We start from the raw sequence: 21,766 nt of genomic DNA, 5'->3' as shown, positions 1-21,766 counted from the left end.
CGTTAATGAGCCGTCACTACCCTTTTTGTTTGTCGACATTGCCGACCGTCTTTTTTGCCGCGAGCCTGGCGCTGTTGATGCCTGCCTCGGTGTCGCCCTTGCACGCCGAGACGGCCCCGCAACAAACCGCCCAGCAGGCGGCGCTGTCCGACCACGCCAAGACCGAAAACAAGACTGAAAAGAAGCCCTCCGCTGAAAGCGCCCCGCCGCAGGCCGCGCAGACGGTTGCCGTCAATCCGGCCGCGCAGAAGGGTATCACCGGCAAGGCGATCGACAAGGTGAAGGAGGTCGCTAAATCCGCCGGCGACATCTTCAGCCGCGTTCCGTGCCTGCCGCCAAAGGGCGGCTCCAAATCGATGGGGTCGCTGCCGCATGTCGCCAGCAAGCTCGTCGCGGGTCAGCCGGTGGTGATCATCGCCTTCGGTTCGTCATCGACCGCCGGCTATGGCGCGACGTCGCCGGATTTCAACTATCCCAACCGGCTCGCGGCGCAATTGCGCCGGCAATATCCGACGGCCGACATCTCTGTCGTTAACGCCGGCAAGGGCGGCGAGGACGCGCCGGAGATGATGAAACGGCTGCAGACCGCCGTCATCGACATGCATCCGGACATGGTGATCTGGCAGGTCGGCACCAACGCCGTGCTGCGCAACCTCGATCCGGGCGAGACGGCAAAACTCGTCGAGGAAGGCATCACGCGCATTCAGGCAGCGGGCGCCGACGTCGTGCTGATCGATCCGCAATATTCGCCGCGGATCAACGAGCACGCCGAGAGCGCCGGCAAGATGATGACGCTGCTCAACAAGACCGCCGAGCTTCGCAAGGTCGGCATTTTCCCGCGCTTTGCGGTGATGAAAGACTGGCACGAGAAGCAGTCGATCCCGATCGAGAATTTCGTGATCGCCGACGGCCTGCACATGAGCGACTGGGGCTACGCCTGCTTCGCGCAACTGCTCGGCGACGACATCATCAAGTCGGTCGGCCAGATCAAGCTCGGCGTCAACGTGCCCGCCGACGTGCGGGCGTACCGGCCGATGTGAACCGTCGTCCCTGCGAAAGCAGGGACCCATACGCCGCGGCCCTAGTAATTAGAGGCAGTGGTCGACGCCTTGCCTAACTCACAACGCCCTGTGGTTATGGGTCCCTGCGTTCGCAGGGACGACGATAGTGTTGCGGTTACCTGCTCACGCCTTCTCCAGCGCCGCCGCAAAATCCTCGATCAGATCATCCACATGCTCGAGCCCGGCGGAGAAGCGGATAAAGCCTTCGCTGATGCCGAGCTCGGCGCGCGCCTCCGGCGTCAGCCTTTGATGCGTCGTGGTCGCGGGATGGGTGACGAGGCTCTTGGCGTCGCCGAGATTGTTGGAGATGCGCGCGATCCGCAGCGCGTTGAGGCAGCGGAACGCGGCCTGCTTGCCGCCCTTGACCTCGAAGCCGATCAGCGTCGAGCCCGCGCGCATCTGCTTCTTCACCAGCTCGGCCTGCGGGTGATCGGCGCGGCCGGGATAGATCAGCCGCGAAATCTTCGGGTGCGACGCGAGCGCGTCGGCGACCTTGCCCGCCGTTTCGGTCTGCGCGCGCACGCGCACGCCAAGCGTCTCCAGGCCCTTGAGCAGGGCCCAGGCATTGAACGGCGAGAGCGACGGCCCGGTCTGGCGCATGAAGTTGTGGATGTGCTCGGTGATGAAAGCTTCCGACGACAGGATGATGCCGCCCAGGCAGCGGCCCTGGCCGTCGATATGCTTGGTCGCGGAGTAGACCACGACGTCGGCGCCAAGCGAAAGCGGGCTCTGCCAGATCGGCGTGGCGAAGACGTTATCGACGATCAGCCGTGCGCCGCCACTGTGCGCGATCTCGGCAATCGCCGGGATGTCGAGCACGTCGAGCGTCGGATTGGTCGGGCTCTCCAGGAAGAAGGACTTGGTGTTCGGCCGCAACGCGCGCCGCCACTGGTCGAGATCAAGACCGTCGACCAGCGTTGTCTCGATGCCGTAGCGCGGCAACAGATCCTGCACCACGTAAAGGCACGAGCCGAACAGGGCTTTCGAAGCGACCACGTGGTCGCCGGCCCGGAGCGGTGCGAGGATAGCGGTCGTCACCGCGGCCATGCCGGTCGCGGTCGAGCGCGCGGCTTCCGCGCCTTCGAGCTCGATCATGCGGCGCTCGAACATCTCAATCGTCGGATTGGAATAGCGCGAGTAGATAAAGCCGGGATCCTGGCCCTTGAACCGGGCCTCGCACTGCTCCGCGCTGTCGTAGACATAGCCTTGGGTGAGGAACAGCGCCTCCGACGTCTCGCCGAATTGCGAGCGCAGCGTGCCGCCATGGACAAGCCGGGTTTCGGGACGATAACGCTTGGTAGAAGTAGTCTCAGACATGTGACCTCCGCCGTGACCATCTTGGAAAATGGTCACAAAAAACCGGCCTGGAAAAATTTCCACAGGCCGGGATCACACGTGTCCCCGGCCTGTTTAGCGACTTATTTAACGTGGCTGCAAGCCGGCCGGCTCAAATCACCACGGGATAAGTCATGCTGATATTACCTCCCGCCCTTCCCGTCAAGGCGGCCATCGGATAACCCCTAAAAGCCCATATATAAGAGGTTTGGATGAGTTTTGGGCCGTATTGAGGATCGCGCCGTGCCGTTCACGCTTCCGCCCGACGCCAACGGGATTCTGCCGGACCGCATGATCGCGGCGATGGCGGATGCGGGCCTGATCCTGCCGGAATATCCCTTTGTCGAAAGCCAGATCCAGCCGGCGAGCCTCGATTTGCGGCTGGGCAACATCGCCTACCGGGTGCGCGCGAGTTTCCTGCCCGGTCCCGGCGCCACCGTTGCCGAGCGCATTGACGAGTTGAAGCTCCACGAGATCGACCTCTCGGACGGCGCGGTGCTGGAGACCAACTGCGTCTACATCGTGCCGTTGCTGGAGAGTCTCGCGCTGCCGTCGTCGATCGTGGCGGCCGCCAATCCGAAGAGCTCCACCGGGCGGCTTGACGTCTTCACCCGCGTGATCGCCGACGGCACCCGCCGCTTCGACATGATTGGCGCCGGCTATCACGGCCCGCTCTATGCCGAGATCAGTCCGAAGACGTTTCCTGTGTTGCTGCGCGAGGGCTCCCGGCTCTCTCAGGTGCGATTCCGCACCGGCGATGCCATCCTCGACGCCGACGAGCTCGACGCGCTGCACGGTGCTGAGCGGCTGGTCGATATCGACGACGCAGATTTGGCCAATGGCGTGGCGCTATCCGTCGATCTCTCCGGCGCGAACACATCAGGCTTCGTCGGTTACCGCGCCAAGCGCCACACCGGCGTGGTCGATATCGACCGCCGTGGCGGTTACGCCGTCGGCGAATTCTGGGAGCCGATTCCGGCTCGATCAGACGGCAGCCTTATCCTCGATCCCGGCGAATTCTACATCCTTGCCTCGAAGGAAGCCGTGCAGGTGCCGCCGGATTACGCCGCCGAAATGGTGCCGTTCGATCCGCTGGTTGGCGAATTTCGCGTGCATTACGCGGGATTTTTCGATCCCGGCTTCGGCTATGCCGGCGCCGGCGGGAAGGGCGCGCGCGCCGTACTCGAAGTGCGCTCGCGCGAGGTGCCGTTCATCCTCGAGCACGGCCAGATCGTCGGCCGGCTGGTGTACGAGAAAATGCTGTCGCGGCCCGCCGCCATGTATGGCCAGCGCATCGGCTCGAACTACCAGGCACAGGGCTTGAAGCTCAGCAAGCATTTCCGGGTGTAGTCGGTTTCCCCGTCATTGCGAGCCAACGGGTCGCGCGAATGCGCGCCGGATGACAGGCTCCGCGAAGCAATCCATCCGTCCGCGCGTTTCACCGCGATGCCGATTTCGCTGCCGGCGTCACGCGCCACACCGTGTTGCCGACGTCGTCGGCGACCAGCAGCGCGCCCTGCCTGTCGAGCCGCACGCCGACGGGGCGGCCCTGCGCCTCGCCCTTGTCGTTGAGGAAGCCGGTCAGCACGTCCTGCGGCGCACCCGAAGGCTTGCCGTCCCTGAAGGGAACGAAGATCACCTTGTAGCCGGCGCGCGGCTTGCGATTCCACGAGCCGTGCTGGCCGATGAAGGCGCCATCTTTCATCTCGGGCGGAAACAGATTGCCGGTGTTGAAGGTAAGGCCAAGCGAAGCCGTATGCGCGCCGAGCGCATAATCCGGGGCCATCGCCTTCTGCACCAGGTCGGGCCGTCGCGGCTCGACGCGCGTGTCGACGTGATCGCCGTAATAGCTGTACGGCCAGCCATAGAACGCGCCTGATTTCACCGAGGTCATGTAATCGGGAACGAGATCGTTGCCGAGTTCGTCGCGCTCGTTGACGACGACCCAGAGCTCGCCGGTCTTCGGATTCCATGATGGACCGTTCGGGTTGCGCAGGCCCGAGGCGAACACGCGCCATTGGCCGCTGGCACGGTCGACTTCCAGAACCGCCGCGCGATCCTTCTCGGCCTCCACCCCGTTTTCGCCGACATTGCTGTTGGAGCCGACCGTTGCATAGAGCTTGGTGCCGTCCGGGCTTGCGGTGAGGTCCTTGGTCCAATGGTGATTGAGCGTGCCGGCGGGGAGATCCGCAAGCTTGACGCCCGGCACGCTGATTTTGGTGTCGCCCTCGTGATAGGGGAATTTCATGATCGCATCGGTATCGGCGACATAGAAATCTTCACCGACCAGCACCATGCCGAACGGTGAATTCAGGTTGCTGAGAAACACGCTGCGGGTTTCAGCTACCCCGTCGCCGTCAGCGTCGCGCAGCAGCGTGATGCGGTTGGCGCTCGGAACCCCGGCCCCCGCCCATTTCTGCGCCTGCCTGTAGACAAAACCCTTGATGCCCTTGCCGTCGTCCGGCTTGGGCGGCGCGTTGCTCTCGGCGACCAGCACGTCGCCGTTCGGCAGCACATAGACCGTGCGCGGATGCGCGAGCCCGGTCGCGAAGGCACTGACCGTCATGCCATTGGCGGCGATCGGCTTGGCGCCATCCGGCCAGCGGCTGACCGAAGCGATATCGACCGTCGGGATCCATGAATGTTCCGGCGGCGGCAGATTGGGCGAAGGACCGTAGCTCTGCGCCACGGTCGCGGTGTTGGTCGAAGTTTCCTTGGGGTCGTTACAGGCGGCAAGCGGCAGCGCCAGTGCGGCGACGCATATTGCCAGGAGGATGTTCTTGCGCATGACGGGGTTCCCTGGGGGTGTCGTCTTACCAATGCGATGCCGGCCCAAACGTTCGTAACGGGCCGCATGAATTCCGCGTGAAATGGCTGCCGGGGCACGCCTCGCGCTCAGGTGGAGGGGCGGAGCGCGACCCTGCTGCACAATCCCGCAGGCCCCCATTGCACCCTGCGCACGTGGAATCACCCACCGCCATGCTAGGAACGGGCGCGCCGTGGAACCAAATCCACGTGCGGGGAGCAGAAATGTCCGACCTCGGCGTTGCCGAAATTCCCGTAGACGAGAAGGAGCGCCCGCTTCCACCGCCGGAAGCGCCGTTGAAGAACGCATTGGTCGACGGCCCGATCCTGCGCACGCTCTTGTGGTTGGCCTGGCCCAACGTGATCGCGCTGACCGCAGGCACCTGCGTCGTGATCGCGGAGACCTCCTATATCGGCCGGCTGGGCGTGGAATCGCTGGCCGCGATGGCGCTGGTGTTTCCAACCGTGATCCTGACCATGACCATGTCAGGCGGCGCGATGGGTGGTGGCGTGGCGTCGGCGATCGCGCGCGCGCTCGGTGCCGGCGACATTGACCGCGCCTCGATGCTGGCGGCGCATGCGCTCCTGATCGGCCTATGCTTTGGCCTGACCTTCATGCTGGGCATGCTGATCTTCGGCCCCGCTTTGCTCGAACTGCTCGGCGGGCGCGGCAATGTGCTGACGCAGGCGGTGGCCTATACGCAGATTTTCTTCGGCGGCGCGGTGGTGCCGTGGCTGATGAACACGATGTCCGGCATTTTGCGCGGTACCGGCAACATGAAGCTGCCGTCGCTCATGATGCTCTCGTCGGCGATTTGCCAGATCATTCTCGGCGGCACGCTGGGCCTGGGCCTCGGCCCGATTCCGCAATTCGGCATGCGTGGTGTCGCCGCCGGTTCGTTGACCGCCTACCTGATCAGCATCTCCGTGATGTCCTGGTATCTGTTCTCCGGACGCGCGCGCGTCGTTCCCAAGATCCGCGGCCTTCGCATTCGCATGCCGATGTTCATCGACATCCTGAAGGTCGGCGCCATCGCCTGTTTCTCGCCGCTGCAATCGGTTTTGACCATCAGCATCTTCACCCACATGCTGGCGAGTTTCGGCACCGAAATTCTCGCCGGCTACGGCATCGGCGCGCGGCTCGAATTCATGCTGACCTCGATCGCCTTCGCGGTCGGCATCGCCTCGGTGCCGATGGTCGGCATGGCCATCGGTGCGGAGCGCATCGCGCGCGCCCGCAGGATCTGCTGGATCGCGGGGCTTGTCGCATTCGTCTCGGTCGGGGCCGTCGCGAGCTTCATCGCGATATTCCCCGACATCTGGGTGAATCTTTTCACCGACGATGCGAGCGTGCGCGCCGCCAGCCGGCAATATCTGTCTACGGCGGCGCCGATGTATGCTTTCCTCGGCCTTTCCACGACGTGCTATTTTTCATCGCAAGGCGCGGCCAAGGTGATCGGCCCGGTGCTGGCGCAGACTGCGCGGCTGTTGTTCATCGGCACCGGTGGCTGGTGGCTGTCGACGCACGGCGCCACCGCGCAAAACTCCTTCACGCTGGCGGCGTCGTCGATGGTGCTGCTCGGCGTGCTGTCATGCGTCAGCGTGATGTTGACCCGATGGGGGCCGAAGTTACGGCCGATCGCGGCGGTGCGGCCGGCGCTGTTGTGATGCTCGTCATTGCGAGCCAACGGGTCGGGCGCGCATGCGCGACGATTACCGCCGCCGGTGACGCCGGCCATGACGGCCGCCGCCGACATTGGCCATGCGCATCAGTTGCGGGACCATGCTCATCAGTTCGCCGCCGCCAGCGCCGCCGAGCATGCCCATGACGTCGCCGCCTCCGATGCTGCCGAAATTCGCGCCGCCGGTGGTTACGCCGTAGCCCTCGGGCACATAACCGCCGCCGAAGCCGCCGGGAATTCCGCCGCCGCCCATCATGCCACCAAGACCACCGCCGCCGCCTTCCATCATACGGCTCATCATCGGGCCCATGGTCTGCATCATCATGGCGAAGCGGCGCTTGCCCATCTTCGCCTTCATCATTTCCAGCATCGGCGCCATCTGCGTCATCATGTCTTGGCCGCCGCCGGCGAACTGCGCCTTTGCCGGCGTCGCGGTCAGGGTGAACAGCAAAAGCAGCGTGGCCGCTGCCTGACAGACTACCTTGTCAGCTCCAGTCATGGTTCGACTCCTCATGCGCGGGCGGCCGCGGGCGCGGCGCCATTCGGACGCACGCGCCGAGGCTAGGAGTGGGCAGGGAACCGATCTGTGCGAAAGATCACGCTAGAGCATGATCCGGAAAAGTGGGCACCGGTTTTCCGAAGAGATCATGCTCAAACAAATCAAGGCTTTCGGCGGGCGGTGAACTCGGTGACGACGCGCCATGTTGCGCCGTTGTCGGCTGAGACTTCGCCGCGCCAGAGGAATGAATCCGCGGTGATGTCTGCAAAACTCCAGCGGGCCAGTTGGCCGTCCGGCCGCGTGCCCAGCTGCACGATATCGCGGCCCTCCGCGCGGCCGATCATCTGCAGAAAACTCCGCGTCACCGGATCGGTCCACTGAATCCGCCAGGCGTCGATATCGGGATCGTAGACCCGCAGTGTCGTGCCGTAGGAATTGAACCTGGCGGCGGCATCGCCGTGCCGCAGTTCGCCCCGTGGCGGCACGATCCAGACATCCTGGATCGCGCGGCCTTCCAACGCCCAGCCGAAATGCCATTCGCCGGCGCGGCAACGCTCCCTGCCATCCTCGGAAAATTGCCTGACATCGAGATCCCAGGAGCCGACGAAGCGGCCGTAGAGATCCATCCTGCCGGCGCGGTCGGGCGAGGGGCCGTCCGCGCCGAGGGCGTCGAGAAACGCGCAAGTCATGCCGCGCTGCGTCCCAAGGCCTTCTGCATGGCGAGCAGGCCGAGATCCATCTGTGCGTCCATGTAGGGCGCGATTTCGTTCGGCAGCACGTCGGCGATCCACGCGAAGCGGGTGCGCCCGTCGTTTTCGGCGAAGACCTGAGCGGAAGCGCTGTGCTGCTTGATACGTTCGCTGACGATGGCATAGACCAGCCGCCGCTTCTTGTCGTCGCAATCGACCAGGATTTCGCGCGCCACCGTGCCGTTGCCGAATGTGACGATGCGCGCGTCGCCGTCGAGCCTGGTGTCGGTCACGAAGCCGGGCACCAGCCGCGTATGCAGCGCGCCGAAATCGCGCAGGGCGTCCCAGACGTGATCGGGGGACGCGTCGATGATAATTTCCTTGTGAATGGAGGCCATGTGTTTTCCTTTCAAGTGTTCGTCATCCTGAGGTGCGAGCTCTTGCGAGCCTCGAAGGATGAGGGTTCGGTGCTCGCGGCCATCCTTCGAGACGCGCGCAGCGCGCTCCTCAGGATGACGGCCGTGTGCGCGGAGAGAGCGACGTCCTACGTGCAAACCGCCTCGACATTGTTGCCGTCGGGATCGATCAGGAACGCCGCAAAGTAGGTCGGGCTGTAGTCCGCCCGCGGCCCGGCGCCGCCATTGTCTCGGCCCCCGGCTTTCAGGCCCTCGGCATGGAATTGCTTGATCGCCGCATGATCCGTGGCGCGGAACGCGACATGCGCGGCTGATCCCGCCGATCCCTTGTGCAGATGCAGCCAGAGCGCTGGTGCGCCCTTGGGGCCGAAGCCTGCGCCGGAATCGTCGCGCGAGCACAGCACGAAGCCGAGCGGCGCGAGCGCTGCCGTATAGAAGCGCACGCTGGCGTCGAGATTGCCGACGCGTAATCCGATGTGGTCGTACATGAGTTTCTCCAGTTCAAAGCGCGCGAAGTCGCGCGGCCTGGAGAAAGCCTAGCTAGTGGAGGGCCAGCCGTTCTTGGAAAATCTTGCGGTCACCCCGCGAGGCCTGACGGAATTTTAGCGGCGAAGCGCCGGCGGCGCGGCCAAACGTGCGCACGAAATTCGAGAGGTCCGCAAAGCCGACGTCATAGGCGATATCGGTAACCGGGCTGTCGTCGTCGGCGAGCCGCCGCGCCGCATGGCGCAGCCGCGAGCGCAGCAGATATTGGTGGGGCGTCACGCCGAGCACATCCGAGAACAGCCGCAGGAAATGGAATGGGCTGATCCCGGCCTGATCGGCGGCGTCTTCCAGAGTGATTGGCCGGTGCGAGTTTGCATCGATCCACAGCGCGGTCTCCACCGCGCGGCGGCGGTCGCGCGCAGCATCAAAGCCGGATTTGCGCGGCTTGCCGGAAACCACCTCGACAAAGCGGCTCGCCAGCACCTGACCTATCTCGTCGAGACCGATGTCGCTGCTGCCATCTGCTGCCGATTGCGCCAGTTCCCCGAGCACCACGAGTTCCGGTAGTGGCGGTACGGAGCCGATCTGCCAGGGCGTCTGGCTGTCGCCGATCGCTTCCACCAGCTCTGCGTCTAAGAAGAACGACAGGCACTCGTCGCCGCAGACGTGCTCGTGGGTGCAGGTATATTCATCGCCGGGATGGCCGATCAGCACAGATCCCGCCACCAGTTCGCTGAACTTGCCGCGGCAATGCAGGCCGAAACTGCCCTTGCGCACATAGGAAATCGAATAACGGCGATGCTGCTCCGCAAACGGCTTGTCGCCGGGCCCCGCGGTGCAGCGAAAGTCGGAAACGGAAATGGATTTGCGTTCGAGAAGCGTGGTCGCCGTCATCCCGCAGATTTAAGGATGCGGGCGGGGCGGTGCAACCGGCATCAGCACGTCGAACAGCGTCTTGCTGGCAGTGGGGTGAGCGCCCTCGATCGAGAGCAGCCGGCGCTTGGAGACCGCCCCGCCGTGCGGCGAAATCTTGTCGGCATAATTGCCGGCTTCGAGCACGCGGTGGCAGGGCACGATGATCATGAAGGGGTTGCGGCCGATCGCCTGCGCCACCGAATAGACCGCGCCGGATGCGCGCAAGGCCGAGGCAATTTCCGCATCGGGTCTCCCAGCAAGACGGCGAACGGAACGCTTGGCGGATGGCGCGAGGTCGGCTACCCGACGGCCGTAACCTCGCCCTGGAGGATGGACCAATGTGCACCCTGTTCCTGCAGCTTATGGAAACGGCGGGTGCGTCACCACTCCTGCTCACGAAGATGCAGGCGCCGGCACGTGCGGCGCAGCCCGTGACGACCGCAGAGCCGACCGTTTAGGAGGCCAATCCTGCTGATTGTTCAATTGCGACAACTATCGCATCCATCTTCGCTCGACTATCGCGCGGATCTTTGGCGCCCCCAGGTATCCAATTGGGGTCGCGCAAGTTGCCCCGCAATTCTGAAAGCAAGGCAGATGCCTGGTCGGGTGCATCAGCCATGAACATATTTTTATAGCGTCGTGCAACTTGGAATGTCTGAAAGAGCGCAACCCATTTAGCCCACGCATCGTCGTACGCACCCCATATTTGCACATCGGTAATTTTATCGATCTTGTTGGCTTTAAGTTCGATTGTTTTGTACACCGCGGCTTTTAACGCGGCGGCAGCGGAGACACATGCGTCAATAGTCGTGTTTTTTAGCTGCCGGCGAAATGTGTTGGCATTATACCAATTTGCCGCAGCCGAGACTGCCGAAAAAAAGGCCGACACGGCGGCCGCAATCCAAGCAATAGTTTGCAAACTCACGATGACCTCCTATCCCCATTGACAGCTGCGGATTGTACGCGCGCCACGTTACACTTCAAGCATGCCGCTCGTCGCGATTGATCGAGCTGAAACTGCCAGTTACCTTGTTGTCATTCACATCGATAAGCGTGAGAGATTCCGATTTATATGTTTTTCCCGCGTCTCTCGTGAACGTCGTGTTTCCTCCAGCATGAAGCACCGGTTAAGTCGCACGTTGTAATGATTCTCGAATACTTCGAGACCTTTGCGCTCGTCCTTCGGAAAGTCTTTCTCGAACAACTGCTCGGCTCGTTTGCCGCAGCGTTCTTGCAGTTCGTAAACCTCTTTGCGGGATTGAGGGCTCTGAGCGGAAGCGGTAACGCCTTAGAAACAGACCCAGACGACCAGTAATGCTGTATGCCTCATACATTTTCCCCGCCCTTGCCGGACGAAACTTACCCTGCCACGCAAAACTGGGCAGGGACCGGCTGATTACTTGCACTGGATTTACCCGTTCCGGTCCGGTAAGAATTGCCGAATTGCGGCTTTCGGTGCCTAGGCGGTGTCTAAGAGACCAACAAGCCTTCTGCGGGCGTAGTTCAATGGTAGAACGGCAGCTTCCCAAGCTGCATACGAGGGTTCGATTCCCTTCGCCCGCTCCACTCCATGGTGCATCCCTATCCCTGCATCGGGTTCATCGCCTCGACCGTTGTCTGTTGCAGAACCGCGCCGCATCACCCGCCTGAATACGGATGCCGGCAACGGGGGTCGCGCATCTGCTGTTGCCGCGCCTCATACTGTACCTGTGTTTCAAGGCGCACTTTGCCGGCGGCCTCTGCAGATCCGCCCGATGGGAACCGGTCGGCCCTCGTTTGCGCCTGTGCGCCAATCGCAAAATGTAGGCGTGATTGCTACGACGAGTGCCGTCCGCATTTCATCTTCTCCCGTGTTACTACGGGAGGGTAGTCGCTTGGTGGTAAACCGGTGCGCTGACGAAGAGCGCCGAGAGCTTCTTCGCTGCGCTGGCAGGACCTTCGACTTCGTTCCGCATGAACAGGAGAGCAACAGTCTCGTCTAAAAAGCTGGTCGCTCAGAAAAGGGGCTCCCATTTTCTCTGGAATCTGGCCTCCTTAGTTGCCGGAGAGTTCGTGTGATTCGCGAATTGATGACAGTCCACAATGGAGGCTGCCATGAAAGCGTTCGGTCGCGTACTAGCGATGTTCGGTATTCTTCTTCTGGTGTCGTTTCGTGCTGCCGCTCACGATCCGTCGATGCCGCACCACGAGTGGTTCAACGCGCAGGAAATGAACCCGGCCGCACGGAAGCGGCTCGGTGTCCCCTGGAAGTCATGCTGCGACAACGGCGACGTATTCAAAACCCGCTTCAGGGTGGCTGAAGATCGCTCGGATCAGTGGCAATACCTGAAGGATGGAGAGTGGAGAACTGTCCCGCCTGACATCATCAAGGAAGGGGATACGCCGGACCAACTGCCCGTGCTGTTCATCAACAGGCACACGGGAATGGAGCTCTGCTTCTTCGTGCCGAAGGGTGGATTGTGACGCTTTAGGCCTGTCGCCAGCTCCACCCGTCGACTATGGGCAACACCGGCCTATCTTTCGCGAGCGATCACGCGTAGGGTCGCTTCGTCGCAAGACGATGGCGCTGAACCTTAGAGTGGACTGCGGGCAGACCCGGGGGCAGTACCCGGCGCCTCCACCTTAGCAGCTTGAGCTTAAAGGTCTCATCTCGGTGAGATCGATTCTGCCGAAAGGTCGAATCCCAGGGCTGCTAGGGCGGGGGCGAACCAGGATCGATGGTCGCAAAGAAGCTCTGAATTGTGCTCGGCATGATACCGCCGTTATCGGGTCAAAAACCTAAATGCAAACGATAACGTTGCATTGAACGAAGTGCGCCTCGCGGCGTAACCGTTCGGGGTTGGTCCACCTAGCAACAGAACGGCCATCGCCGCGTCAGCCTTCGGGTTGGCGCGGCTTTTATTTGCGGCCCGGCTCACGCCTCGCGCGTTGCTTCAATTTCCGTGTCTGCCGTGCTAGGCATGAGGCATGTCCAGCAAGGGAGTGAGCGTTGACCCAGGCGATCACGTCCAGCGACACCTCCCGCAATAATCTCCTGATGGTCGCCGCCGGCGGCATCATCTCCGGCATCCTCACGCCGTTGTTGCCGGGGCTGATCGACATGATCGCGGGCGGTTCCGGGCAGCTTCGCATTTCGCTGATCGCGGTGCCATTTGCCGTGCTCGTCTTCATTCTGGTGCGGCGCTTCAGTGCCAATCCGATTTGGGCGGCGGGGCTTGCGGCGATCATCACCATGGTCGCTTTTGTCTGCGCAGTGAACGCGGCCATCTTTATCGAGGGACAGACCGCGGGCGCTGCCACGGTCATGCGCTATCTGCTCGCCGGATTGACCGGCGGCCTTGTCGGCGCCGCCGTGATGGCGCTGGGGATCGGGCTGTTGCCTTCGGGGCCGCGTGCCGCGGCCGCATGGTGGCCGATGCTGACCACGGGCGCGCTTGCCGGCACGCTGCTGGCGCTCGACAATGCGCTTGGCCTCGACCGGATCTCGTTGCTCTATCCGGTCTGGCAGGCGGCGGTCGCGTTGCGGCTGGTGATGGCGTTGCGGTCCTGACTGCCCAGGGCCGCGTGCAGCCCCGTAGTTCTACCGTCGTGCATTAAAGCCTGCATTAAGGCTGCCTTAGCCGAGTTCCGCCTACGTTGCTCGCTCCTCACGCAGCGGAATCACAATATGCAGATCGGTCGACTCTTTGCGGTATCGATGCTTTCGGTGACGGTCCTGGCGGTCATTCTTGGTGCCGGGGTTCTTGTCCCGCAATACCGGACCTTTGCCAGCAAGAGCGAGGCGATCAAGGCGGTGGAGGCCTACGGCACGGTGCTGGCGGTCGGCCAGCAGGTTGCCGGCTACCGCGCGCCTTATGTCGGTCCGTTGTTTCAGGAAGGCGCCGCGACGCAGGCCCAGCTCGATGTGGCGGCGAAGGCCGTGCAGACCGCAGATGCAGCGTTCGCAAAGGCGCGCACCGCCGTTGGCGCGCTCAGCGATGGCGTAGCGATCGTCCAGGGCCTCAACCAGGCGGCAGCCAAACTGGCTGAGGTTCGCGCGGCGAGCGATCGTGCGATGGCGCTGCCGATGAGCGCGCGCGATCAGGCGGCGATCAAGGGCTTCCTGCCAGGCATTGCCGCGGTGGTCGGGATTCTCGAACCGCTGTTGAATCGCCTTGAAAATCAGGTCGCGATGGCGGACGCGTCGTTGACGGCGCTGTTGAATGTCGCTCGCACGTCGCAGGATCTGCGGATCTCGGCCGGCGGCCGGGCTGCTACAGTATCGCTTGCGATCAGCACGCGCCGCCCCGTGACGGCGGCTGAAATATCCAGCATGGACCGCGCCCAGGGCCGCGTCGACCTCGACCGCGAACGGATCGAGGCCGGCGTGGATCAGATCGGCAGTCCGCCGCGCCTCGCTAAAGCGATGAACGACGCGATCGAGGCCTATTTCGGAAAGGCCGCGCCATGGCTTGAAAAAGAAATGGCGGCCGGGCGCGCCGAGGGCAAATACGCGATCAACTCAGATCAACTCGCCGGCACGATCGTGCCGGCGGTGCAGGCCTTCTTCGCCGTGCGCGATGCCGCGCTGGCGGAGGCGGGAGAACGCGCGGGTGCCGCGCGCGACGCGGCGCTGACCATGCTGGCGCTGGCCGGCCTTGCCGTTGTGGCGCTGCTCGCCGTGCTCGCCGGCGTCACCGTGATGCTGCGGCGGCGCGTGATCACGCCGCTCGCGACGCTGACCGGCGCGATCGGCGATCTCGCCGCCGGCAAGCATGACGTCACGATCCCGACGGCCGAGCGTGCCGATGAAATCGGCGCCATGGCGGGCTCGCTGCAGGTTTTCAAGGACGCCCTGATCGCCAAGAAGGCTGCCGACGAGGTCGCTGCCGTGGAAGCAGATGCCAAGATCCAGCGCGGCCAGCGCGTCGACCGGATCACCGGCGATTTCGAAGCGATGATCGGCGAAATCGTCGAGATCGTGTCGTCAGCCTCGGCCGAGCTGGAAGCCTCCGCCGGGACGTTGACGGCGACGGCGGAGCGTTCGGAGGAACTTGCCACCGCGGTTGCGGCGGCTTCCGAGGAAGCCTCCACCAATGTGCAGTCAGTCGCATCCGCCACCGAAGAGATGGCATCGTCCGTCAACGAGATCAGCCGTCAGGTCCAGGGCTCGGCGCGGATCGCCGGTGAGGCGGTGGAGCAGGCGCAGAAGACCAATGACCGCGTTGCCGAACTCGCCAAAGCCGCCGCCCGGATCGGCGACGTGGTGGAGTTGATCAACACCATCGCAGGCCAGACCAACCTGTTGGCGCTCAATGCCACCATCGAGGCGGCGCGCGCCGGCGAGGCGGGGCGCGGCTTTGCCGTGGTGGCTTCCGAAGTGAAAGCGCTGGCCGAACAGACGGCCAAAGCGACCGGCGAGATCAGCCAGCAGATATCGGGCATCCAGACGGCGACACAGGAATCGGTCTCAGCCATCAAGGAGATCGGCGATACCATCGGACGGATGTCGGAGATCGCTTCCACCATCGCGGCCGCCGTCGAGGAGCAGGGCGCGGCGACCCAGGAAATTTCCCGCAACGTGCAGCAGGCCGCGCACGGCACGCAACAGGTTTCTTCCAATATCACTGACGTGCAGCGCGGCGCCAGCGAGACCGGATCCGCCTCGGCCCAGGTGCTCGGCGCGGCAAAGTCATTGTCCGGCGAGAGCGACCGGCTGAGGCGCGAGGTCGGCAAGTTCCTCTCCTCGGTGCGGGCGGCCTGAGCCGCGCGCTACGGCGCAATCGTAAGCACCGCCTTCATGTTCGGGTGGAAGCGACAGTAATACTCCACCGTGCCGGCCTTCTTCAGGATCGACGTCACGGTCTTCTTTGGCGGTGTGGTCACGTCGAAATCGCCGTTGCGGGCGGTCGCGGTGTGCGCGAGTACATCCTTGTTGATCCATTCGATGGTATCGCCGACCTTGGCTGAGACTTCGGCCGGCGCGAACACCAGATTGTCGATCGTGATCTGGATCGTCGCCGCATGCGCCGGGACGGCTATCGCGCCGAACAGCAGGGCGGCCATAGCAAGCAGATAGCGTCCTGGACGCATGGCGGGCTCCCTATTTCAAGCCAGCGGCGACGTGTTCGGCGTGCTGCTGATGGCCCTGAAAGATCTTCAGGCCGGTCTGCAGCAGGCTCTTCAACTCGGCGTTATTGGCCGACGGGATCAACTGCGTCTCCAGCGCGCTGTTGACGGCCTTGTGGTAGGCGACCTCGTTGGCGACATAGGCCTTGTCGTATTCGGCGCCTTTGAGCTTACTGAGTTCGGCGAGCTTCTCGGTGGCCTGCTTCGACAGCGCCTTGCTGGTGTCGTTGTCTTCCGGCGTCACCTTGAGCTTCTTGACGAGGTCGAGCGCCTGCTTGTTCACGGCTTCATGGTCGCGCACCATGTCCTGCGCGAACGCCTTGACGTCCTTGTTGCCGGCCTTCTCGATCGCCTGCTTGGCGGCGGCGATGTCGATGACGCCAGCGGTGTAGGCGATATGCGCGATCTGGGGATCGGTGGGCTTTGCGCCCTGCGCCAGCGCGGCGCTACCCAGGATGCTCAATGCGGCGATTGCCGCGCTCAGTCGAACGAACATGTCTGACACTCCTGTGGCGCGGCGTGGAGGCCGCGCGTTGTTGACGAACAGGAGTTGGATGGTCGTAGAGTGCAGAGGTTCCCGGAAAATTTAATCGAACCCCAGCCGCTTCAGGACGGCATCGGTCAGCCGTTCACAGCGCCTGCCGGCAAACGGAAACGCTTCCATCACCACGGGGCCGATCTTCCTCTCGACATTGTCGCGCAGCATGGTGCGGGCGCGGTGCAGCCGGCTCTTCACCGTCTCCGGCTTGAGCGAGAGAATCTCGGCGGTCTCTTCCACATTCATGCCCTCGATCACGCGGGTGATGAAGACGAGACGGAACGCCTCCGGCAATTCGTCGATGGCGTGCTCGACGACACGCTGAATTTCACGCTGGGCCATGGATTTTTCCGGATCGTCGGAGGCGGCGAGGGGGAACTGGATGATCCGGGCTTCGAGCGCGCCCTGCGGCAACGAGTCTATCTCGACGGCAGGCCGCTGGCGGCGAAGACGGCCCAGCGCTTCGTTCATCGTGATCCGCGACAGCCATGTCGACAGGCTGGAATCGCCACGAAAACTTTCCAGATGCGTGAAGGCGCGAACGTAGGCTTCCTGCACCACGTCCTCGGCCTCGCTGTCGTTGCGGAGCAGGCCGCGGGCAAGGCGATAGAGCCTGCGGTTATTCGCCTGCATGATGGCGCGTACGGCCGCCTCGTCGCGGGCCAGCGCCCGCCGCACCAGCTCGGTGTCGCTGGATTCGACGGGCGCTATTTGCGGTATCTGGGCCTGGCGCATGATGTCCACCAATAACAGTGTATTGGGGTTGGATGCGGCAGGATTGGAAAGGTTCCCGAGAATTTGTAGTGGTTACGCCCCCACCGGCACCCGGTCGAGGAACCCGGTGATGCTGCGGATGCGGCCGTCGCTCAGCACGGCGAAGTCCGTGCCCTTGATCGGGCTGTCGCCGCCGTCGGGTCCGAGGCCCCAGGAGAAGCGGACGTGGTCGCCAAAGCCGTTGGGCTCGCCGATCAGGCTGAATTTGAAATCCGGAAAGCGCTGCTGCACGCCTGCGATCAGCGCGTCGACGCCGTCATGGCCGTCGCCCGACATGAGCGGGTCGACATATCGGGCGTCGCTGGTCCAGTTCTGGCTGAGGATTTCGCGCCGGCGGCTTGGAGTCCGCTCGTTCCACAAATCGATGTAGCTGCGGGCGATCTTGTTGATATCGGTCATCGTGCTCTCCTTCGGTTACGCCGGATTGATCGGCTGACCGACTATCGAAAAATTGCACGCGCCGATCGATTACCTCGGAGGTCAAGGATTTCGATTTTGCTGGTCCACCGTTCCGCTGCTGCCCCGGCCATGGGCGTCCAGCGCATCGAGGAAGCATCGCACTTTTGCGGGAACGAACTGACGGGCCGGCAGCAGCGCGTGAATGTTGAGCGGCTCGCACACGTGATCGTTGAGGATCCGCCGCAACGATCCCGCTTCCTCCGCCGCGCGGGTAAAGCTCGCCGTCACCCGCAACACGCCGAGCCCGGCGAGAGCTGCTTGCAACCGGATGTCCGCGTTCGAACTCACCAGCCGCGCTTTCTGAACCGCGAGATGTTCGGTGACACCGGCCGGCGTTGTTAGAGCCCACGGCGCGTCATGGGGCCCGGTCAGCATCGGAAGGCGGGCAAGTTCTTCCAGCGTGCGCGGCTCGCCGAATTTTTCCAACAGCGCAGGCGCGGCATACAGGCCGCGTTCGAGCGACGAAACCCTGCGGATCACGATTCCCGTCGATGGCAGCGGTGACTCCAGCATTGCAAACACGATGTCGTAATTCTCGGCCACCGGGCTGACGATCTCGTGCTCGACATCGATCCGGATGGTGAGGTCAGGGTAGCGGTCCATCAATTCGATCGCGACCGGCCCTGCATGGTGCGCACCGAACTCATAGGGCGACTTGATGCGCAACGTGCCCGCGACGGCGCTGCTCATGGCCAGCGCCTCGCCATGCGTATCGTGCAGCGCAATGAACAGCGGCCGCACCCGCTGATAGATGGTGTCGCCGGCATCCGTCAGGCGCAAATGACGCGTGGTTCGCTCGATCAGCCGCAGGCCGAGATTGGCTTCCAGCCGCTGCACTGCAGCACTGAGGCTCGACTTGGGATGGCCGAGCACGCGTGCGGCGGCGCTAAATCCGCCATGCTGCACCACCTCGCAAAACAGCTCCCAATCGCGCCAGTCCATCGGGGGCAATCGTCCATGTGGCGGGACGGTGTGTCCAGGAAATCCGGATACAAGGGAAACCGCCGATCCCATAGAAGATGACACAAAAGCAGTGCGGTTCGCAAAACACACCAAGGGAGAAACGGCATGTCGGATGACGGAATCTTTCTGCGGAATTCCTGGTACGTCGCAGCCTGGAATCACGAGTTGATCGACGGCCGGAAGCTCGCCCGGACCATTCTCGAACGGCCCGTGGTGATCTATCGCGGCACGAGCGGCAGGGTCGTCGCCCTCGACGACCGCTGTTGCCATCGCGCGGCGCCGCTGTCCATGGGCCGGATCGAAGGCGACGACATTCGCTGCATGTACCACGGCATGAAATTCGAGCCGGGCGGAAAGTGCATCCAGATCCCGGGCCAGGACATGATCCCGCCAAAACTCGGCGTGCGCAGCTATCCCGTGGTCGAACGCTACAATCTGATCTGGATCTGGATGGGCGACATCGAAAAGGCCGATCCGAACCTGATCGTGGACTATCCGCCGCTCGCCGATCCCAAATGGCGCGGCTTGCCCGGTTACATGCACTACAAGGCCAACTGGTTGTTGATCGTCGACAACCTCAGCGACTTCGCCCATCTCGCCTTCGTACATACCCATACGCTCGGCGGCTCCGAGGAATACGCCTACAAGACCAAGCCGGTCGCGATCGAGAAACTCGACGACGGCTTTCGTGTCGAGCGCTGGCACATGAGCGCCGATCCGCCGCCCTATCATCGCAAGGTGATCTCCAACAAGACCGACAAGATCGATCGCCGCAATATCGGGCGTATGATCGTACCCGGCATCTTCCTGCTCGACACGATGTTCGCGCCGGCAGGGCAGGGCGCGGAGAAGGGCGTGCAGGTGCCGGGCACGCGGCAATATCGCAATGCGCAATTCATGACGCCGGAGACGCGCAGCACCACGCATTTCTTCTGGAACTATCTGCACGATTTCGACATCGATAACCCGAACATCGCGCTGTCGCTGCGCAACAGCCTCGAAGAGGCGTTTCACGAGGATCTGGCGATCATCGAGGCACAGCAAAAGGTTTTCGACGCCGATCCGAACTATCAGTTGCTCGCGATCGGTGCGGATGCGGCGCTGACCTATTTCCGCTGGGTGCTGGCGCGGCGGATCGAGGCCGAGCGAAACGCGGCGAAGGCGGCGTAGAGGGCAAGGGGCGGTGACAGGCCGTCCCGCCCCTCAGTCGTGAGAGCATGACCATTGATCGGGCTGGGACCTGCGCCAAATTTGGCGTAAAAGCTCGCTCTCGACCTCGTTGGTTCTTGATCAGAGTCAAAGCTTGAGCTCTTGCCGTCCTCACTATGTGGGATGAATGAGCATGACAGAAAAAAAGAAACCGTCGGAGCCGGATGCGCGCGCCGACTGGACGCAGCAGGTGTGGCTGTGGCCGCTGGAAGCTTCGCGATTGGCGCTGCACACCTACGCGCAATGGTTCGCCGATCAAAAACCTGAGCCTTCCCGCGCGCCGGACCAGAGGCCGTTGGGCTGGACCACCCCGAACGTGGTGAGGCTGCAACTTCCGTCGATGCGGTTGCGGGAATTTTCGCGTGGGATCTCGGCGCAGCCGCCGCTTCTCATCTGCGCTCCCTATGCGCTGCACGGTGCGCTGATCGCGGATTTCGCGCCGGGTCATAGTCTGGTGGAGGCACTGCAGAAAGGCGGCGTGAACCACATCTATGTCCCGGAATGGTGCTCGGCCACACCGGAAATGCGCTATCTGTCGATCGACAATTATCTGGCCGATCTCAATGTCGCGATCGATGAGATCGGTGCGCCGGTCGATCTTGTCGGCCTGTGCCAGGGCGGATGGCTGTCGCTGGTCTATGCCGCGCGTTTTCCCGGCAAGGTGCGGCGTCTGGTGCTGGCCGGCGCTCCGGTCGATGTTTCAACACCGTCAGAGCTCTCGAAGATGGTGGCCGCGCTGCCCCAGCAGGCTTTTGAGCAGATGGTGCAGCAAGGTGACGGGATCGTCAGCGGCGAGCACATGCTGCGGTTCTGGAACATTCCGTTCAGTCAGCAAGACGTGGAAGCCGCGTTGCAACGGAGTCTCGGCGACGGATCGGACGAGGCCAGGATGTTGCTGGATCGCTACGAGCGCTGGGATCGCGCGACGCTGGATCTGCCGGGGACCTACTATCTCGAGGTGACCGACCAGGTTTTCCGCCAGAACCTGATCGCCAAAGGCCGCTTCATCGCGCTCGGCCGCAGGATCGATCTCGCCGAGGTGCGCGTGCCGGTCTTCCTGCTGGCGGGAGCGGACGACATCGTCGTCCCGCGCGATCAGGCGTTCGCCACGGCAGAGTTACTGGGCACGCGGTCGGCGTGGCTGGAACGGGCCAGCGAGCCGTGCGGCCACCTCAGCCTTTTCATGGGCCGCAAGGCCTTGAACCATTCGTGGTGGCGGATCGCCCGATGGCTTCAGGCCGATATCGGCGATGCCGCCGGCGCCAGGATCAGCGCGTGAGATGCAAATGAAAATGCCCCGGACTGCGGGTGCAATCCGAGGCAGAGACATACCTTGCGGCAGATGGCCTTACTTCCCTGCCACCACCATGATCTCGACATTGTACTGCGGCGCCGCGAGCTTGGCCTCGACGGTGGCGCGCGCCGGCGTGTTGCCCGCCGACACCCAGCCGTCCCACACCGCGTTCATCTCGGGAAACGTCTTCATGTCGGTGATGTAGATCGTGGCCGACAGCAGCTTCGATTTGTCGGTGCCTGCCTTGGCGAGATGGCCGTCGATGATCGCGAGGATGTCCTGCGTCTGCTCGGTCACGCTCTTGCCGGCGGCCTTGCCGGCGACGACGCCCGCGAGATAGACGGTGTTGCCGTGGACGACGACCTGGCTCATGCGAGGTCCGGTTTCGAAGCGCTGGATGGTCATGTTTTTCTCCTGATAAGGGGCGGCGGTTTCTTAGCGCGCTCAGGTCTTGAGGGCTACTGCGTTATTTGCATTGAACCTCGGCATAGGCGAGCGGAAGCGACGCCGTCCTTCAGACGGCTATGTCAGGG

The 21,766-nt window shown here is 63.2% G+C and carries 22 protein-coding genes, 1 tRNA gene, 1 other RNA gene, 1 pseudogene and 1 riboswitch; of the genes and pseudogenes, 10 read left to right on the top strand and 15 right to left on the bottom strand.

Annotated features, from left to right (window positions below; translation table 11 throughout):
* Positions 1 to 5: 5 nt before the first annotated feature.
* On the top strand, positions 6 to 1,040 hold the full coding sequence (locus tag V1283_RS34980) for an SGNH/GDSL hydrolase family protein (RefSeq protein ID WP_334391149.1): 1,035 nt from the start codon (positions 6 to 8) through the stop codon (positions 1,038 to 1,040).
* Positions 1,041 to 1,184: 144 nt separating this feature from the next.
* On the opposite strand, the gene V1283_RS34975 is transcribed toward V1283_RS34980, so the two are convergent.
* Positions 1,185 to 2,378 (bottom strand): O-succinylhomoserine sulfhydrylase, encoded by a 1,194-nt coding sequence (locus V1283_RS34975; protein ID WP_334391148.1) that lies wholly within the window; start codon positions 2,376 to 2,378, stop codon positions 1,185 to 1,187.
* A gap of 72 nt (positions 2,379 to 2,450) precedes the next feature.
* Positions 2,451 to 2,530: riboswitch (SAM riboswitch) on the bottom strand.
* Between the two features lie 109 nt (positions 2,531 to 2,639).
* On the opposite strand from V1283_RS34975, the gene V1283_RS34970 reads away from it, so the two are divergent.
* Positions 2,640 to 3,746: a 2'-deoxycytidine 5'-triphosphate deaminase gene (locus V1283_RS34970; protein WP_334391147.1), complete on the top strand. Its 1,107-nt coding sequence runs from the start codon at positions 2,640 to 2,642 to the stop codon at positions 3,744 to 3,746.
* An 88-nt stretch (positions 3,747 to 3,834) separates the two neighbouring features.
* Here the strand turns inward: V1283_RS34970 and V1283_RS34965 are convergent, their stop codons facing one another.
* The gene (locus tag V1283_RS34965; protein ID WP_334391146.1) at positions 3,835 to 5,184 is read right to left on the bottom strand and encodes a PQQ-dependent sugar dehydrogenase; all 1,350 of its coding nucleotides are present in this window, start codon (positions 5,182 to 5,184) and stop codon (positions 3,835 to 3,837) included.
* Between the two features lie 242 nt (positions 5,185 to 5,426).
* Here V1283_RS34965 and V1283_RS34960 point away from each other — a divergent pair, with 242 nt between their 5' ends.
* Positions 5,427 to 6,869: an MATE family efflux transporter gene (locus V1283_RS34960; protein WP_334391145.1), complete on the top strand. Its 1,443-nt coding sequence runs from the start codon at positions 5,427 to 5,429 to the stop codon at positions 6,867 to 6,869.
* 45 nt (positions 6,870 to 6,914) lie between these two features.
* On the opposite strand, the gene V1283_RS34955 is transcribed toward V1283_RS34960, so the two are convergent.
* The 7 genes and pseudogenes from V1283_RS34955 to V1283_RS34925 form a co-directional block, all read right to left on the bottom strand.
* Positions 6,915 to 7,382 (bottom strand): hypothetical protein, encoded by a 468-nt coding sequence (locus V1283_RS34955; protein WP_334391144.1) that lies wholly within the window; start codon positions 7,380 to 7,382, stop codon positions 6,915 to 6,917.
* A gap of 161 nt (positions 7,383 to 7,543) precedes the next feature.
* Positions 7,544 to 8,071: a hypothetical protein gene (locus tag V1283_RS34950; protein WP_334391143.1), complete on the bottom strand. Its 528-nt coding sequence runs from the start codon at positions 8,069 to 8,071 to the stop codon at positions 7,544 to 7,546.
* Positions 8,068 to 8,469: an SRPBCC family protein gene (locus V1283_RS34945; RefSeq protein ID WP_334391142.1), complete on the bottom strand. Its 402-nt coding sequence runs from the start codon at positions 8,467 to 8,469 to the stop codon at positions 8,068 to 8,070. The genes V1283_RS34950 and V1283_RS34945 overlap by 4 nt, the downstream gene beginning before the upstream one ends.
* A 146-nt stretch (positions 8,470 to 8,615) precedes the next feature.
* Positions 8,616 to 8,975 carry a VOC family protein gene (locus V1283_RS34940; protein WP_334391141.1) on the bottom strand — a complete coding sequence of 120 codons (360 nt, stop codon included), beginning with the start codon at positions 8,973 to 8,975 and terminating at the stop codon, positions 8,616 to 8,618.
* Positions 8,976 to 9,027: 52 nt separating this feature from the next.
* Positions 9,028 to 9,867: a helix-turn-helix transcriptional regulator gene (locus tag V1283_RS34935; RefSeq protein ID WP_334391140.1), complete on the bottom strand. Its 840-nt coding sequence runs from the start codon at positions 9,865 to 9,867 to the stop codon at positions 9,028 to 9,030.
* Between the two features lie 9 nt (positions 9,868 to 9,876).
* Positions 9,877 to 10,206, bottom strand: a pseudogene (locus V1283_RS34930) (MGMT family protein); the annotation flags it as partial.
* Between the two features lie 136 nt (positions 10,207 to 10,342).
* The gene (locus V1283_RS34925; RefSeq protein ID WP_334391139.1) at positions 10,343 to 10,813 is read right to left on the bottom strand and encodes a hypothetical protein; all 471 of its coding nucleotides are present in this window, start codon (positions 10,811 to 10,813) and stop codon (positions 10,343 to 10,345) included.
* Between the two features lie 567 nt (positions 10,814 to 11,380).
* Here V1283_RS34925 and V1283_RS34920 point away from each other — a divergent pair.
* The 5 genes from V1283_RS34920 to V1283_RS34900 all read left to right on the top strand — a co-directional run bounded on the left by V1283_RS34920 (position 11,381) and on the right by V1283_RS34900 (position 15,631).
* Positions 11,381 to 11,454: transfer RNA gene (locus V1283_RS34920), tRNA-Gly, on the top strand.
* Between the two features lie 528 nt (positions 11,455 to 11,982).
* Positions 11,983 to 12,351: a hypothetical protein gene (locus V1283_RS34915; RefSeq protein WP_334391138.1), complete on the top strand. Its 369-nt coding sequence runs from the start codon at positions 11,983 to 11,985 to the stop codon at positions 12,349 to 12,351.
* Between the two features lie 47 nt (positions 12,352 to 12,398).
* Positions 12,399 to 12,759: a transfer-messenger RNA gene (gene ssrA, locus V1283_RS34910) on the top strand.
* 118 nt (positions 12,760 to 12,877) lie between these two features.
* Positions 12,878 to 13,438, top strand: a complete 561-nt coding sequence (locus tag V1283_RS34905) for a hypothetical protein (RefSeq protein ID WP_334391137.1) — start codon at positions 12,878 to 12,880, stop codon at positions 13,436 to 13,438.
* Between the two features lie 117 nt (positions 13,439 to 13,555).
* Entirely contained in the window at positions 13,556 to 15,631 is a 2,076-nt protein-coding gene (locus tag V1283_RS34900) for a methyl-accepting chemotaxis protein (RefSeq protein WP_334391136.1), read from the top strand.
* Positions 15,632 to 15,639: 8 nt separating this feature from the next.
* On the opposite strand, the gene V1283_RS34895 is transcribed toward V1283_RS34900, so the two are convergent.
* The 5 genes from V1283_RS34895 to V1283_RS34875 form a co-directional block, all read right to left on the bottom strand.
* A complete protein-coding gene (locus V1283_RS34895) occupies positions 15,640 to 15,960 on the bottom strand; it encodes a cupredoxin domain-containing protein (RefSeq protein ID WP_334391135.1) in 321 nt (106 codons plus the stop codon).
* A gap of 10 nt (positions 15,961 to 15,970) precedes the next feature.
* Positions 15,971 to 16,492, bottom strand: coding sequence for a DUF4142 domain-containing protein (locus tag V1283_RS34890; protein WP_334391134.1), 522 nt, complete (start codon positions 16,490 to 16,492; stop codon positions 15,971 to 15,973).
* A gap of 90 nt (positions 16,493 to 16,582) precedes the next feature.
* Positions 16,583 to 17,269, bottom strand: coding sequence for an RNA polymerase sigma factor (locus tag V1283_RS34885; RefSeq protein WP_334391133.1), 687 nt, complete (start codon positions 17,267 to 17,269; stop codon positions 16,583 to 16,585).
* 72 nt (positions 17,270 to 17,341) lie between these two features.
* Positions 17,342 to 17,707: a nuclear transport factor 2 family protein gene (locus tag V1283_RS34880; protein WP_334391132.1), complete on the bottom strand. Its 366-nt coding sequence runs from the start codon at positions 17,705 to 17,707 to the stop codon at positions 17,342 to 17,344.
* 81 nt (positions 17,708 to 17,788) lie between these two features.
* A complete protein-coding gene (locus V1283_RS34875; protein ID WP_334391131.1) occupies positions 17,789 to 18,709 on the bottom strand; it encodes a LysR family transcriptional regulator in 921 nt (306 codons plus the stop codon).
* A gap of 126 nt (positions 18,710 to 18,835) precedes the next feature.
* On the opposite strand from V1283_RS34875, the gene V1283_RS34870 reads away from it, so the two are divergent.
* Complete coding sequence (locus V1283_RS34870) at positions 18,836 to 19,900, top strand: aromatic ring-hydroxylating dioxygenase subunit alpha (RefSeq protein ID WP_334391130.1); 1,065 nt, start codon at positions 18,836 to 18,838, stop codon at positions 19,898 to 19,900.
* 166 nt (positions 19,901 to 20,066) lie between these two features.
* Positions 20,067 to 21,218 carry an alpha/beta fold hydrolase gene (locus tag V1283_RS34865; RefSeq protein ID WP_442895803.1) on the top strand — a complete coding sequence of 384 codons (1,152 nt, stop codon included), beginning with the start codon at positions 20,067 to 20,069 and terminating at the stop codon, positions 21,216 to 21,218.
* Positions 21,219 to 21,287: 69 nt separating this feature from the next.
* Here V1283_RS34865 and V1283_RS34860 read toward each other — a convergent pair whose 3' ends face one another.
* Positions 21,288 to 21,638, bottom strand: a complete 351-nt coding sequence (locus V1283_RS34860) for a RidA family protein (RefSeq protein WP_334391129.1) — start codon at positions 21,636 to 21,638, stop codon at positions 21,288 to 21,290.
* Positions 21,639 to 21,766 lie beyond the last annotated feature (128 nt).

The organism is Bradyrhizobium sp. AZCC 2262 (assembly GCF_036924535.1).
Taxonomy (GTDB): domain Bacteria; phylum Pseudomonadota; class Alphaproteobacteria; order Rhizobiales; family Xanthobacteraceae; genus Bradyrhizobium.
This window is presented reverse-complemented; position numbering and strand designations above follow the sequence as displayed.